We start from the raw sequence: 13,977 nt of genomic DNA, 5'->3' as shown, positions 1-13,977 counted from the left end.
TCCTCCCTTATTTGTCTTTGAGAAACGTTTTAAACCATTGCAAAAGCGACACCCCGAATTCTTCGCGCAGCTCTTCGACGTTCCTCTTCTCTTCGATCCGCCCGTTTAAGACGACAATGACTTCATCCAAAATCTGTTCGATTTCGTTAATCTCATGCGTCGCGATGATCACCGTCTGTTTTTCAAGGTCAAGATACGAAATCAAGCCCTTTACGATCGACTCCCTCACAAGAGGATCAAGGCCTGACAAAGGCTCGTCAAGCAGAACGACCGGGGCGTTGCGGGCTAAAGTCAGCGCCAGCTTCAATCTGCCGCGGTTCCCTTTGGAGAGCTTACTGATTTTTTGTTCCCCGTCGATTTTCATTTCTTTCAAAAGGTCAAACGCTTGATCAAGCTGAAAATCGGCGAACTGGCTTTCATAAAAATAGACGGCATCCTTTACGTAGAAAGGCTCATAAAACATGTCAAGCTCTGTCAAGTAAGCGATGCTTTTGCTCATGCTTCTTGCGGCCGGATCATTGCCGACTGAAACCGTCCCCGAATCGGGATATACAAGTCCTGCGATCAGCTTTAACAACGTGGATTTGCCGCTGCCGTTCGGACCGGTCATTCCGTAGATTTTGCCCAGAGACAGCGACAGCGAAGCATCCTTTAAAGCGAATTGTTTACCGTATTTTTTCGTCACATTCTTTAGCTCAATCACTTAGAATCACCTTCCTGCAAATAGCGGTCAAGTTCGGAACGTATTTCCTTCTTCGACAAGCCGAGCTCTTCCATGCTCCGGACAAACTGCTCCGTGACCTCCGCCCGCATTTCCCGATTAAAACGATCGATGACCTCCGGCTCTTCAACAACAAACGTCCCCTGTCCCCGTCTCGTTTCCACGATTCCCATCCTTTCCAGTTCATTGTAAGTTCTTTGAATCGTATTCGGATTGACCTGCGTCTCGACAGCCAGCTCGCGGACCGAAGGCAGCTTATCTCCCGGGCTGATCTCGTTCCGGATCATTCTTTTCAAAAGCTGTTCGGCAATTTGCCGGTATATCGGCTTTGATGATGAAAAGTTATCTGCCATATGATCACACCTCGACTTTTTTATCAAGCAGCTTGCCGGAGGCATAGAAAAGGCAGGCGGCTAAAACGGCGTAATACACGATGAGAACAATCGGAATATCAATTTTTGAAAATACAACAGTCCATCTTGCATCTTGATAGTGAAATTTGAAATTCGTTTTTAACGAAATGCTCCAGAGTTTCTGCACATTCTCAAACAAAACGCTTATTATGTACCTGCCCTCCAGCAAGGTGTAAGCATTATAGATTAACAAAGGAACAAGCCAGCGGATATTCTTGAGCGCCGGATATTTTCTGAGTGCTTCATATACCGTCCACAGAAACATGACCCACACGGCAAGGAGCACAGACCCTAAAAAGACGGCAAAGCTGACCAGAAATAGATCCCAAACAGAAAACATACTGTCGGTTGCGGATTGGAGGATGCCTCTAACAACCAATCCGAACATAAACAGAATCGCTTGGGAAACGAATTGATAAACAGCGGCTGAAGCCAGTTTTGACAGCAGCAAAACCGCACCCTTGTTCGGATTGTGCAGCCACAGCTGGGTCTTCCCTTCCAAACGGAGCTGGCTGATCATCATGAAAGGGCAAAACAGACTATGAAACAATAAGATGGCGACAAATCCCCCAAACATCGCCATCGGTTCGCCTGTGTAATAGGCAAACGTACAGCAGGCAGCGATCGCAAACAGCATAAACAGCACCCAAACGACGGACCAAAATCTTGAGATGAGCAAATCTTTTCTAAATAAACCGCCGAAAGATTTCAAACGATATCCTCCTCTGTATTAGAGTACTATTCATATAGTACACTAATACAGAGATAATGACAATAAAAAAAAAGCAAATCCGCTGATACCCAGCGAATTTGCTCTTAATCCTGCTTGCGTTTTTGCATGGACTTTAACGCATTCCGATAGTCCATATCATCCATTTGCGTTTTTTCTTCAACCTTATTCTGTTCTTTAGGCTGATGAAGTTTTTTCAGCGTTTTCCGGTATGTCTCATCATTCATGGCGTATGGATCATCCGGTTCGGAAGAGCCTTCCGGCAGCCTGAGCCGGTGTTCTTCCCGCTGTACTTCTTCAGGGGCTTCTATGTCTTCCGTACGGTCCTCCACAACAGCCTCGTCTTTGTCCGGAGATGCGGATCGTACATTAAACACAACGAGTCCGATAATGACGATAATTGCAGCGATAACGGTCACGATTATGGCCATGGCAATCGCTCCTTTACTGCCCGCTGACGAAACGGCCGGTAACCTGTGCGACGCGTCTGCCCAGAGCCCGTCCCAGCTGAAGCCCTTCTTCGGAAATCAATTCGTCGCTGTCTACCGGACAAGTGACGCCGACTCCGTAGTAAGAACCGTATAACGCATTTTCGGGCACGTTTCCCGGCAAACCGACGACCACCATGCCCTGATGCAGCATCGGGGTGATCAAGTTGAGCATTGTCGCTTCAAGTCCGCCGTGCGTCGTAGCCGTTGTGCAGAAAACCGCGCCGACCTTATTGATCAGCTTTCCTTCCGCCCAAAGGTACCCCAATCTGTCGATCCAGGTTTTTAAGCCTGAACTGATCGTGCCGAAATGGCCCGGACAACCCCAAACGATGGCATCCATATCCTCAAGCTTTCTAATGTCCGCCTCGCTGACATGGTCGATCAGCACTTCTGCAGATTCTGATTCCCGTGCGCCTTCGGCAATTGATTGAGCTAATTTTTTCGTATGCTCGCCTTCACTGTCATAAACAACATAGATTTTCATGTTAAAACCTCCTGGTTTAAGACTCTTTCGCTTCCTTCGGAGCCGGCAGCAAAGTCAGCTCTTTCTCTTTGTATTTCTTGCGTTCTTTGTCTTTCCTTACGTCTCTTAAGAACAGGCTTAATACCAGTCCGACAATACAGAGTCCAGCCGCCCACATAAAGGCGTCATTAATGCCCATGACGTTAGAGTTAAGCTGCGACTGACCTGCCAGGTATTTCATCACATATTGTTGTGCTTGTTCGGCAGATATATGCATAGATTGCGCGACTGACTGGATCGTTGACTGCAATGTGTGCATAAACGTCGGATCGGCCGTATTGGTTTGATCGGCCATTGCAGCGTAATGGAATGTCGTACGGTTCGTATAAATCGTCGTAATCAAGCTCGTTCCAATTGAACCGCTGATTTGGCGCAATGTATTCGCCATCGCCGTTCCGTGGCTGTTCAATTGTTTCGGAAGCTGGTTCATTCCGGCCGTCATAATCGGCATCATCAAGAGCGACATACCGAACGCGCGGATCGCATAAATCACGACAATGTGCATATACGGCGTATCAAGGGTAAGCGTCGTAAATTCGTAAGTTGTAACGGCGGTGATCAATAAGCCGACGATCGCCAGAGGTCTCGGTCCGACTTTGTCGAACAAGATTCCCGAAATCGGCGACATAATAAGCATCACGATAGCGCCCGGGAGCAATAACAGCCCTGACTGAAGCGCCGTAAAGCCGACAAGGTTCTGCAGATAAATCGGGAGCAGGAACATCCCGGCAAACATCGCGACCGTAATAATCGCATTGATCACGCTTGATAGTGAAAACATATCGTATTTAAACACCCTGAAATCGAGCATCGGGTCTTTTGATTTCAATTGCTGAACGATAAAGGCAATGATGCCGATTGCACCGACTATAACGGTCGTAAGAACGATCGGATCATCCCAGCCATCAGAGCCCGCTTCACTTACACCGTAAAGCAATGATGCAAAACCGACGATGGACAGGATCGCGCCCGCGACGTCAAGCTTCACCTTTTTAGGCTCTGTCATATTTTTAAACAGGAGGAATCCGAAAATAATGACGATCACTCCGATCGGAACGAGTCCGTAAAACATGATCCGCCAGCTGTAATTTTCGATGATCCAGCCGGATAAAGTCGGTCCGACCGCCGGTGCGAACATCATCGCCAAGCCGAAGATTCCCATCCCTTTCCCGCGGCTCTCCGGAGGGAAGATGAACAGAATCGTAGTCATCACGAGCGGCTGAAGGATTCCTCCGCCGGCAGCCTGGATGAGGCGGCCGATCAGCATCGTTGAGAAGTTGGGCGCGATTCCGCATACGAACGTTCCGATCGTAAACAGCGCCATGGCTGTCAAAAATAAACTGCGTCCGCCAAACCGCAAGATCAGAAAAGCCGATAGCGGAATCAAAACGCCGTTGACAAGCATATATCCTGTTGTCAGCCATTGAATGGTCGTGGCGCTCACGTTAAACTCCGTCATCAAGTGCGGCATCGCCACATTAAGCAGCGTCTGGTTCAAAATGGCCAGAAATAACCCGGCCATTAATATGACAAGCAGTGACATATTACTTTGTTTGTTTTGGGAAGCCACTTAAGACATCCTCCTTTCCTGTTTTTTATCCCCTCAGGTTATTTCGAAATTTTCACGGATGCGTTCATTCCCGGAAGCACTTTGTCAGAAGGGTTTTTAATTGAAATTTTCACAGGTACTTTTTGCGTTACTTTCGTGTAGTTTCCGCTTGTATTTTGTTGCGGCAGCAGATCGAATGTTGAGTTTGTCGCATATCCGATTTCTTCAACGTTTCCTTCAAATGTCGCGCCCGGATCACCGTCGACGACGATATCCACTTTATCCCCTTTTTCAATGTCCTTCACATCTGTTTCCTTAATGTTTGCTGTAATGTAGAGGTGGTCCATGTCAATCGTTTGGGCAAGCGTTTGTCCAGCTTGTACCATTTGTCCGTCTTTTGCTTCATTTTTAACGATCGTTCCGTCCATGATAGACTTCACATCAACCGTTTGTTCACCTTTGATTTTTGCTGTTTTTTCGTCTTTCGTCACTTTTGTTCCTTCATCAATATCCCATCCTGACAGCTTTCCAGAAGCCGGTGCGGTGATTTCCGCCATGTCTCCTGCAACGTGCGCTTCGTCTGTTGTCACGTAGCTCACACTGTTATAGTAGTAATACGCGCCTCCTGCTATAATGGCAAGCACGACGATAAGTCCGATAATGTTTGTTAAAATTAAGCGTCCTTTGCTCATTTTTTATTTTCTCCTTTCGTGTTCCTTCTATTTTTTCATATAACCGCAGATCGTTTATTAATCAGCGATTTACACATGCCTGCATATTACGTTTCCCAATTTCCGCCCAGAACATTACGGACGTGTACATGAGCTACTTATGTAAAAGTTGCTCAAAACTGAGCAAGAAAAACCGGAAACCGCAACACGCAGTTTACCCCTACACAACAAAATAAAATAGTTAACAAGATTAAATATTAGTTAATGTAATCAAAAATGTCAATGAAATTGTTCAAAAAAATTCATATAAATATTTTCCACGGCAAAAAAGCCTCTGAAAACAGAGGCCTGACATGTTTCTGTTACGTATATTGATGCTGTTCTTCATTGCTGAAAAAGCTCTTCAGCGCTTGAAACACATCCGCTTTTTGCTTTAAAATATAATACTTGAATTTTTCATTTTTTATATTTTTATAGGCAGACATCAATGTTGAATGCCTGTTGTACTGATTGACTTCGCCATAGCAAAACAAATTCGCTTTTTCCATGATTTCGCCGACGAGCTTGACGCAGCGTGCATTGTCAGACGTTAAATTGTCCCCGTCGGAAAAATGAAACGGATAAATATTATAGCGGGTCGGATGGTATTTTTCTTCGATCAGCTCAAGCGACTTTCTGTAGACGGATGAACAGATCGTTCCCCCGCTTTCTCCTTTTGAAAAGAAATCTTCTTCAGAAACGACTTTCGCTTCCGTATGATGGGCGATAAATTCGATTTCGACCGTTTCATACTTTGTCCGCAAAAAGCGTGTCATCCAAAAGAAAAAGCTTCGGGCCATATATTTTTCCCAGACGCCCATCGAGCCGCTCGTATCCATCATCGCCAGCACGACGGCCTTCGATTCCGGCTTTACGGAATCATTCCATGTTTTGAATTTCAAATCCTCTGGAAAGATCGGATAAAACGACGGTTTTCCGGTCATCGCGTTGCGCTTGAACGCCGAAAGCATCGTCCTTTTTTTATCGATGTTGCCGGTCAGTCCGGTTTTGCGGATATCGTTAAATTCAATGTCTTCAACGACGATGTCATCGCGCTCTTTCCGCTCTAAATTCGGCAGCTCCATCTCGCTGAAAAGCGCCTCTTCCAGATCCATGAGCGACACTTCCGCTTCATAATAATCCTCGCCGGCCTGATCGCCCGCTCCCCGTCCTTTTCCGGCGCCGCTCCTTTTATCGGGGCCGTCTCTCGCCACGATATCTCCGACTTGACTGTCCCCGTCTCCCTGTCCGGCATGTTTATTTTTGTCGTAGTTGTAGCGGATTTTGTACTCATCTAATGACCGAATCGGAATTTTGACGACATCCTTGCCATTGGACATGATGATGCTTTCTTCTGTGATCAAGTCAGGCAGATTGTTTTTTATCGCATCCTGCACCTTTTTCTGATGGCGCTGTTGGTCATCATACCCTTTTCGATGGAGGGACCAGTCTTCCTGAGAAATAATAAAATGGCCGTTGTCTTTATGGGACATGAATTCCCCTCCTTATTGATAAATCCGAAAAGCCAATCGCTGTAAACAAGTCTTAAAAAATATTTATTTTTATCCTATGCAGGATGCTGATGACGCTTGACAAACATTTGCGAAAATGGGACAAAAGAGCCCGCCCTTTCCGGACGGGTCTTGATTTACCGGTTTAACAAGCTTCCTACATATTTCAGCAGCTCGTTGGCGCTCGTCGAGTTATAGCCGTGTTCATCGATGAGCCGCGCGACAACCTCATTGATCTTTTTGAGCTGCTGTTCATCAGGCGTTTTTGTCGACGTCGTGATTTTAACAACGTCCTTCAAGTCTGCAAACAGCTTTTTCTGAATGGCCTCCCGCAGGCGTTCGTGCGAATTGTAGTCAAACCGCTTCCCTTTTCTCGCATAGGCGGAAATCCGGATGAGGATTTCTTCGCGGAATGCTTTTTTGGCATTTTCGCTGATTCCGATCTGTTCTTCGATCGATCTCATCAGCTTTTCGTCAGGATTCATTTCCTCGCCTGTCAGCGGGTCGCGCAGCTTGATTTTATTGCAGTAAGCCTCCACATTGTCGAGATAATTGTCCATAAGGGTTTTAGCCGACTCCTCATACGAATAGACAAACGCTTTTTGCACTTCTTTTTTCGCCATCTCGTCGTACTCTTTTCTCGCTGCCGAAATAAAGTTCAAATAGCGCTCGCGGTTTTCAGAAGAGATCGAAGGATGCTGATCAAGCCCTTCCTTTAAAGAACGAAGCACATCAAGTGCGTTGATCGATTCCATGTTTTTGCGGATGATCGTCGAGGAGATTCTGTTGATGACATACCGCGGATCAATGCCGCTCATCCCTTCGTCATTGTATTCTTTTTTCAAATCCTCGACATCGGACGAATTATAGCCTTCAACGCTTTCCCCGTCATACAGCCTCATTTTTTTGACGAGATCGATATCAGACCGCTTCGGTTCTTTCAGCCGTGTTAAAATCGAAAACATCGCAGCCACTTTCAACGTATGCGGGGCGATGTGCACATCTGATACATCGCTTTCTGCGATCATTTTCTCGTAGATCCGCTCTTCTTCAGATACCTTGAGGTTATAAGGGATCGGCATGACGATAATGCGCGAATGGAGAGCTTCATTTTTCTTATTGGCGATAAATGAGCGGTACTCGGTTTCATTTGTATGGGCGACGATCAATTCATCGGCCGAAATCAAGGCAAACCGGCCGGCTTTAAAATTCCCTTCCTGCGTCAGGGACAGCAGATGCCAGAGAAATTTCTCATCGCATTTCAGCATTTCCTGAAATTCCATCATTCCCCTGTTCGCCTTGTTCAATTCCCCGTCAAACCGGTATGCGCGCGGGTCGGATTCTGATCCGTATTCGGCAATCGTCGAAAAATCGATGCTTCCGGTCAAATCGGCAATATCCTGCGACTTCGGATCAGAAGGGCTGAACGTTCCGATTCCTGTCCGTTTATCTTCGGAAAAAAAGATTCTTTCAATCTTTACATCTTCGATTCTTCCGCCGTAATCCTGCTCAAGGCGCATCATGTTCAGCGGCGAAAGGTTTCCTTGGATACGAATGCCGTATTCCTGGTAAAAATCCTCTCGCAAATGCTGCGGAATGAGGTGAAGCGGATCTTCATGCATCGGGCAGCCTTTAATCGCGTAGACGGCTCCTTCATCCGTCAATGAATAGGCTTCAAGCCCTCTTTTCAGCATCGTTACAAGCGTCGATTTCCCGCCGCTTACAGGCCCCATCAAAAGCAATATTCTCTTTCTGACATCAAGCCGTTTTGCGGCCGGATGAAAATATTCTTCAACAAGACGTTCCAAAGGCTCCCCAAGTCCAAACAGCTCTTTGTCAAAAAAGCGGTATACTTTTTTTCCGTCTTTTTCTTCTATGCCGCTGTTTTTTATCATATTGTAAACACGGGAATGAGCAGATTGAGCGACAATCGGATTTTCTTTGACGATTTCCAAGTAATCAGCGAAGGTTCCTTCCCATTTCAGACGCTGCTCTTCCTCTCTATACTGTTCAATCTTTTTTAATATATCCATAAGAACCTCCTATATGATGATTGATGCAAGGTGAAAAGTGAATCACTGTTACATTCAATCTATGCGGAGATGTCCCTTTCGATGCTTTTTTAGGTTGAATTTGAAATGCACTTCCTCTAATTGACAAGGACGGAACAAACCGGTCATAATAAAAGCAGATAAGCCCGGACCGCAGGCTGCACGCGGACCGGCTGATACACCGCATGCGAACAGACAACAAGGGACAAACGGATGGAGAGGGGGATTTGATGAAAACGCTGATTATGATGGGGGTCATCCTCACGTTTCTCGTATCCATTTTCACCGCCGGGTATGAAAGCAAACCCGGAAAGAAACACTAAAAAGAAAAAGGATGGTTCGGGTACCCGGCCATCCTTTTTCTTTATTGTAACATAACAATGTTTCATTATATTTGTCGATTCTCTTTTACTTCAGCCTTATCGGAAACGTGATAATCGCTGTTGTATTCAACGGTTTCAATCCGGCAGCCTGGTCCTATGCGCACACGGTTTCCTCTGACGATCCCGGCCGAAGTATTCTCCAGATAAATATCGTCTCCCTCGATGACTTTTGCTGATAGAAAGCCGCTGTTTTTTTTAAACAGCCCCCGCTTGTTTCTCACCTTGATGGCCGTGCCGCCGATTTCTCCAACCGAACTCTGCCCGAACCGCAGGGCGACGTCAACCTCGCCTGCGTTAAGGAGGCCGTTTATTTCAAGGTTCCCGTTTAATGTAAAACGCTCTGCTTCACAATCGCCTTTAACGGCAGCGGTCCCTTTAATGTCGCACTCATCTCCCGTTAAGTTTCCCCCGATCGTAAGAATGCCCTTCACGGCAGTTTCGCTGATGTCGGCATTGCCGGAAATCTCAGCCGTACCGTAAATTTTCGCTTTATCTGCTTTCAGCCGCCCGGTAACTTCCGCCTCGCCGTATATATGCAATGACTGCACTTTCGCATCTCCGGAAAGGACGCTTGTGCCGTAGCAGCGAAACTTCGCACAGTCAAGACCTGCCCCGATCGTTCCTTCGCCTTTGATGACGACGTTGTGATAGGTGCCTCCGGCCGCACTCCCGGACCCGTTGATTTTTAAATTGTTTCTCTCCATATCATAGACCCTCCGCTAGATGTTTTGACTGTCTCCGACCTTTGCCGATTTCGCCTGCCGGAACTCTTCTTTATATTCGACAAGCCCGATGTCGCAGTTTTCGCCGATGATAACCGTATTGCCGCGGACGATTTTCGCCGTCGTATTCGCGAGCTCAATATGATCCCCTTCAATCAATTCGGCAGTCAGCGCCGGGCCGGGGAGAAACGGCTTTAATAATGAAAGAAACTTTGACCGGTGGGCCGTGCAGCGTATCCGCCGGCCGCCGATTTCCTTCGCCCTGCTTTCGCCCCCGTGGATTTTGATCTCAACCTGTTCAGCGTTCAAAAGGCCGTCAATCGTAAAACAGCCTTCTGCCGTAAAATGTTCCACTTCACAGTCTTTTCCGATTGAAGCTTTTCCCCGGATGATCAGGTCGTCGCCTTTTACATGACCTGATAAAGACGCATGTCCGGCGATCTTTACTTTATCGGCATCTACATCTCCTTCGACCTTGGCCGAGCCGTCGATCCGCACGGATGAAGCAGCAATGCCGCCATGAACGCTTGCGCGGCCGCTGATTTTCACTGTTTCTGCTTTCACATGGCCTTTCAGCGTCCCCGCTCCGTTGCAGGAAAACTGTTTGCACTCGACATCTCCATTGATCGTTCCTTTTCCGTTTAGCTCGACGGTTTGAAATGTGCCTCCCCCCGAGCTTCCAAATCCGTTTATCGTTAAGCTTTCCATCGCTTTTCCTCCATTACACCAATTTTGTCTTCAATTCTTCCCCGGCTTCTGCGAGGCTGATAGTAGCAACCACTTTCACCGCCTGTTCAAAGACGGCTTCTCCCTCGGCAATCAAGCATGTGGCAATGCCGAGCTTCCTCAGCACGATCAGCCTGCCGCGTTCAGGGCGCGCCCCGGAGAGCATCACCTCAAGAACCATTTTCCCTTCCTCAAGACTGATGTCTCCCGATTGAAGCAATCCTTCCAGCACATATAGCGCAAGCACTTCCTCCAATCGAAATGAGTCATCTCGTTTATCAGCATTCTCTTCAAAAAATGACATGACAGGCTCTGATATCAGCCCTTTTTCAAGCAGCTCGCTGCGGCTGATCTCCAGTTGATCGAGCTTCGGAGAAAACATTTCCGCCATTTCATCAAGAGACAGATTCTCTTTCATGCTTTGAATTTTTTTGATTCTTTTCAGTATGTCTTCTTTTGGAAAAAACGTTTCCTGACCGGTAAAGGTAGATTTTCGGATAAACCAGTCCTCGGGTATTAAATTTTTCCGTTTCCATCTGTACAGCTGCCCGTAGGAAATCGATGTTGCATCAAGCAGCTCTTTTTTTGAAATTAAATCTTCCCGGGCCATTTGCTTCACTCCTTCCGCTTCATTGTAACATAACACTGTTACGTTTCAAACAAAAAAAACCGTCCCCCTTCTTTTATGGGGGACGGAAATGTCATCCATTATGTTAAATCTCTGTAGTTTTGCTGCCTAAGCGCCTCATACACAAGGATTGCGGCTGTATTTGACAAATTCAATGATCTGACGTGCTCTGTCATCGGCAGACGCAGGCAGCGGTCCATGTTTTGTTCGATCAGATCTTTCGGAAGACCGTTCGTTTCTCTGCCGAATACGAAAAAATAATCCTCGTTTTGATCTGAATAGTCGAATGATGTGTGCGGTTTTTGGCCGAACTTTGTAATAAAGAAAAATTTCCCTTCAGGATGAGCCTCAAACAGCTCTTCTAATGAGTCATGATAAACGATATTGACGAACTCCCAGTAGTCAAGTCCTGCGCGCTTAAGCATTTTATCATCTGTTGAAAAGCCGAGCGGCCTGATCAAATGAAGAGTTGTGTCTGTTGCTGCACAAGTTCGTGCGATATTTCCTGTATTCGCAGGAATTTCGGGTTGATATAATACGACATGCAATGCCAAAATGTTCACCTCTGTTTTTCTAAAATCCGTGTTTATTATACCACTCATTACGCTTTTGTCGTATCATCCGCAATATGAAAAAACGCATAACGGATCGACGGAGTGTACGCGGGGGAATCTTCGTATGACCAGTATCTCATCCGGCAGTCATGGGTCTGGGCGTTTACAAGCGGCATGTTGCCTTTATCCTTCGCGGTCACGATTGCCACGTGGTCAAACCTTCCGTCACCGTTGAAATCGTAGCAGATGACATCGCCTTCCGTCAGCTCTTCGGCTGCGCCCGTTTGAATTGCGCGGAGACCTGTCTTTGACCGCTTCAAAAATGTTCTGAGCGAATGGGCGACGGTCCAGCTGTAGCTCCACGAATGATTCTGCATCCACCATCCTGTGCCTCTGTTCGGATAGCCGCGCATCGGCGCATCTCCGGCGCGGATGCATTGGGAGATAAAATTTGTGCAATTGTCTTCAAAATTTTTATAAGCCGGATTCCGCTTATTCCAATATGTTTCGGCGTAGCGGACGGCAGACAGCCTGTCATAGGTGAACGCCCGCCCCAATAGTTCGCGTTCTTCGGAATCGGCGCAGGACTCATTATCAGAAACCGGCTGAACGGACGGACGGGGAATTTCCGTATCCTTGATCACCATTTGGCCATATAAAAGAGCGGTCCGTTTTTCGATTTGTTCTTCCATATACATATCATCCCCATCTTTGCACAAGTATGCCGCATGGGATTGATAATTGACATGCGCCGTTCCGTCATCTTCAAGCCAATGATCTTTGATCGCCGTCTTCATCTTGGCTTTGACGATTTTGACTCCGCGCTTTTCAAAGAGCTTCTTTTTCCGTTCAATGACTTCGGCTTCACCGGCGTCACGCCAGCTTCGATGATCATTGCCGTTGATTAAATAGTCCAGCCTTGCCTTCAACAGCTGTTCGATAATCTCTTTCAAAGGCTACACCACCATATGTTTGATGATCGAAAAATACCCGCCTTCCAAAACGGAAGAACAAGCGGTTTTTCGTTCCTGCTACAAAACATATGTCAGGACAGCCCTCATTTAGTCATGGCGGTTTCTGTTAAAAGCCGAATGCCTTTTTGGATTTCCGCTTTTGCTTCGTCATCCTCTTCGCGGGACAGCGCTTTTTCAAGCTCCTCAAGCATATCCGCTTCCCCGATCTTTCCGATTGCCCATGCCGCAGTTCCCCTGATGACGGGACGCGGATCTTGATGCATAAGAGAAACGAGCTCAGGAAGTGCGCCCGTTTCCTTAAAGTGGGCAAGAGCGATGATCGCGTTGCGCTGAATCGGTTTTTTCCCCCTCCAGGAACCTGCGATATGGCCGAATTTTTCTTTGAACTCTCGGTTCGAGATCGTAAGCAGAGGCTTTAAAAGCGGCTTGGCAATCTCCGGATCGGGCTCCATTTCAGGGTGAAGGTGAAAGTCCACGCCTTTGTTTTTCGGGCAAACCATCTGGCACGTATCACACCCGTAGATCCGGTTGCCGATTTTCGTGCGGAACTCATCAGGCAGAAAACCTTTCGTCTGCGTCTGGAAAGAGATGCAGCGCTGGGAGTTGAGCTGTCCGGGATTGACAAGCGCACCGGTCGGGCAAGCTTCAATGCATTTGTTGCATGAACCGCATTGATCCTCTATTCTCTCATCAGGTTCAAACGGTATATTGGTGATCATCTCTGCCAAATAAACGTATGAGCCGAACTCGGGGGTGATGATCATGCAGTTTTTTCCGCTCCAGCCGATGCCGGCCCGTTCGGCGACAGCCCGGTCTGAAAGCTCACCTGTATCAACCATCGATTTCGTTCTGACATCTTCATGCTGCGACTGCAGAAATTCTTCGAGCTGATCAAGCTTTTCCCGCAGCACGTGGTGGTAGTCTTTTCCCCAGGAAGCTCTGCAAAAAATGCCCCTCCGGTCCCCTTTTACGCTCCTTGGCGCATTTTTCATTTTTGAAGGGTATGCGAGCGCAATTGCGATGATCGATTTCGCCTTCGGCAATAGGAGCTGCGGATTTGTCCGCTTTTCAAGATCAGGCTCTTCAAATCCGGACTCATATCCAAGCTTTCTGTTTTCGATTAAACGCTCTTTTAACGTTTCGAATGTATCAGCGCTGGCAAAGCGTATCTTATCGATTCCGATTTGCTGCGCGAATTCAATCACATCTTCTTTAAGCTGTTTCACGTTCATAACGGATAAACCTCCTTTCTTTGTTTTGATTTTCAGTAGCTGTATAATACAAGTGTACC

Annotated in this window: 14 protein-coding genes and 1 pseudogene; all 15 read right to left on the bottom strand. The window is 47.0% G+C overall.

Features of this window, described 5'->3' with window-relative positions:
- Window positions 1–7: 7 nt before the first annotated feature.
- Window positions 8–703, bottom strand: coding sequence for an ABC transporter ATP-binding protein (locus tag NSQ39_RS20925; RefSeq protein WP_175076723.1), 696 nt, complete (start codon window positions 701–703; stop codon window positions 8–10).
- The gene (locus NSQ39_RS20920) at window positions 700–1,074 is read right to left on the bottom strand and encodes a GntR family transcriptional regulator (protein ID WP_046132985.1); all 375 of its coding nucleotides are present in this window, start codon (window positions 1,072–1,074) and stop codon (window positions 700–702) included. The genes NSQ39_RS20925 and NSQ39_RS20920 overlap by 4 nt, the downstream gene beginning before the upstream one ends.
- 4 nt (window positions 1,075–1,078) lie before the next feature.
- The gene (locus NSQ39_RS20915; protein WP_052948589.1) at window positions 1,079–1,846 is read right to left on the bottom strand and encodes a hypothetical protein; all 768 of its coding nucleotides are present in this window, start codon (window positions 1,844–1,846) and stop codon (window positions 1,079–1,081) included.
- A 104-nt stretch (window positions 1,847–1,950) separates the two neighbouring features.
- Window positions 1,951–2,295, bottom strand: coding sequence for a hypothetical protein (locus NSQ39_RS20910; RefSeq protein WP_046132984.1), 345 nt, complete (start codon window positions 2,293–2,295; stop codon window positions 1,951–1,953).
- 13 nt (window positions 2,296–2,308) lie between these two features.
- A complete protein-coding gene (locus NSQ39_RS20905) occupies window positions 2,309–2,839 on the bottom strand; it encodes an NAD(P)H-dependent oxidoreductase (RefSeq protein WP_046132983.1) in 531 nt (176 codons plus the stop codon).
- 16 nt (window positions 2,840–2,855) lie between these two features.
- A complete protein-coding gene (locus NSQ39_RS20900; RefSeq protein ID WP_099047099.1) occupies window positions 2,856–4,421 on the bottom strand; it encodes a DHA2 family efflux MFS transporter permease subunit in 1,566 nt (521 codons plus the stop codon).
- Window positions 4,422–4,486: 65 nt separating this feature from the next.
- Window positions 4,487–5,139 (bottom strand): annotated as a pseudogene (locus tag NSQ39_RS20895) (HlyD family secretion protein); the annotation flags it as partial.
- Window positions 5,140–5,460: 321 nt separating this feature from the next.
- Complete coding sequence (yhbH, locus tag NSQ39_RS20890) at window positions 5,461–6,630, bottom strand: sporulation protein YhbH (protein ID WP_046132980.1); 1,170 nt, start codon at window positions 6,628–6,630, stop codon at window positions 5,461–5,463.
- Between the two features lie 155 nt (window positions 6,631–6,785).
- A complete protein-coding gene (prkA, locus tag NSQ39_RS20885; protein ID WP_046132979.1) occupies window positions 6,786–8,681 on the bottom strand; it encodes a serine/threonine protein kinase PrkA in 1,896 nt (631 codons plus the stop codon).
- A 406-nt stretch (window positions 8,682–9,087) separates the two neighbouring features.
- Entirely contained in the window at window positions 9,088–9,786 is a 699-nt protein-coding gene (locus NSQ39_RS20880) for a hypothetical protein (RefSeq protein WP_046132978.1), read from the bottom strand.
- A gap of 15 nt (window positions 9,787–9,801) precedes the next feature.
- Window positions 9,802–10,512, bottom strand: a complete 711-nt coding sequence (locus tag NSQ39_RS20875) for a polymer-forming cytoskeletal protein (protein WP_046132977.1) — start codon at window positions 10,510–10,512, stop codon at window positions 9,802–9,804.
- A gap of 13 nt (window positions 10,513–10,525) precedes the next feature.
- Entirely contained in the window at window positions 10,526–11,140 is a 615-nt protein-coding gene (locus tag NSQ39_RS20870) for a YhbD family protein (RefSeq protein ID WP_046132976.1), read from the bottom strand.
- Between the two features lie 98 nt (window positions 11,141–11,238).
- Window positions 11,239–11,721 (bottom strand): tRNA (uridine(34)/cytosine(34)/5-carboxymethylaminomethyluridine(34)-2'-O)-methyltransferase TrmL, encoded by a 483-nt coding sequence (gene trmL, locus NSQ39_RS20865; RefSeq protein ID WP_175076773.1) that lies wholly within the window; start codon window positions 11,719–11,721, stop codon window positions 11,239–11,241.
- Between the two features lie 38 nt (window positions 11,722–11,759).
- The gene (locus tag NSQ39_RS20860; RefSeq protein WP_175076724.1) at window positions 11,760–12,665 is read right to left on the bottom strand and encodes an amidase domain-containing protein; all 906 of its coding nucleotides are present in this window, start codon (window positions 12,663–12,665) and stop codon (window positions 11,760–11,762) included.
- A gap of 104 nt (window positions 12,666–12,769) precedes the next feature.
- The gene (gene queG / locus NSQ39_RS20855; protein WP_046132973.1) at window positions 12,770–13,918 is read right to left on the bottom strand and encodes a tRNA epoxyqueuosine(34) reductase QueG; all 1,149 of its coding nucleotides are present in this window, start codon (window positions 13,916–13,918) and stop codon (window positions 12,770–12,772) included.
- Window positions 13,919–13,977 lie beyond the last annotated feature (59 nt).

Source organism: Bacillus sp. FSL W8-0848 (assembly GCF_038007805.1).
GTDB classification, from domain to species: Bacteria; Bacillota; Bacilli; order Bacillales; family Bacillaceae; genus Bacillus; species Bacillus glycinifermentans.
The sequence above is the reverse complement of the archived record's forward strand: the minus strand, read 5'-3'. Positions and strand labels throughout refer to the sequence as shown.

Coding starts and splice junctions, on each gene's coding strand:
- NSQ39_RS20920 (WP_046132985.1), bottom strand. CDS start 1,074: ATGGCAGATAACTTTTCATCATCAAAGCCGATATACCGGCAAATTGCC.
- NSQ39_RS20910 (WP_046132984.1), bottom strand. CDS start 2,295: ATGGCCATAATCGTGACCGTTATCGCTGCAATTATCGTCATTATCGGA.
- NSQ39_RS20905 (WP_046132983.1), bottom strand. CDS start 2,839: ATGAAAATCTATGTTGTTTATGACAGTGAAGGCGAGCATACGAAAAAA.
- NSQ39_RS20900 (WP_099047099.1), bottom strand. CDS start 4,421: ATGTCACTGCTTGTCATATTAATGGCCGGGTTATTTCTGGCCATTTTG.
- yhbH (WP_046132980.1), bottom strand. CDS start 6,630: ATGTCCCATAAAGACAACGGCCATTTTATTATTTCTCAGGAAGACTGG.
- prkA (WP_046132979.1), bottom strand. CDS start 8,681: ATGGATATATTAAAAAAGATTGAACAGTATAGAGAGGAAGAGCAGCGT.
- NSQ39_RS20880 (WP_046132978.1), bottom strand. CDS start 9,786: ATGGAGAGAAACAATTTAAAAATCAACGGGTCCGGGAGTGCGGCCGGA.
- NSQ39_RS20875 (WP_046132977.1), bottom strand. CDS start 10,512: ATGGAAAGCTTAACGATAAACGGATTTGGAAGCTCGGGGGGAGGCACA.
- NSQ39_RS20870 (WP_046132976.1), bottom strand. CDS start 11,140: ATGGCCCGGGAAGATTTAATTTCAAAAAAAGAGCTGCTTGATGCAACA.
- queG (WP_046132973.1), bottom strand. CDS start 13,918: ATGAACGTGAAACAGCTTAAAGAAGATGTGATTGAATTCGCGCAGCAA.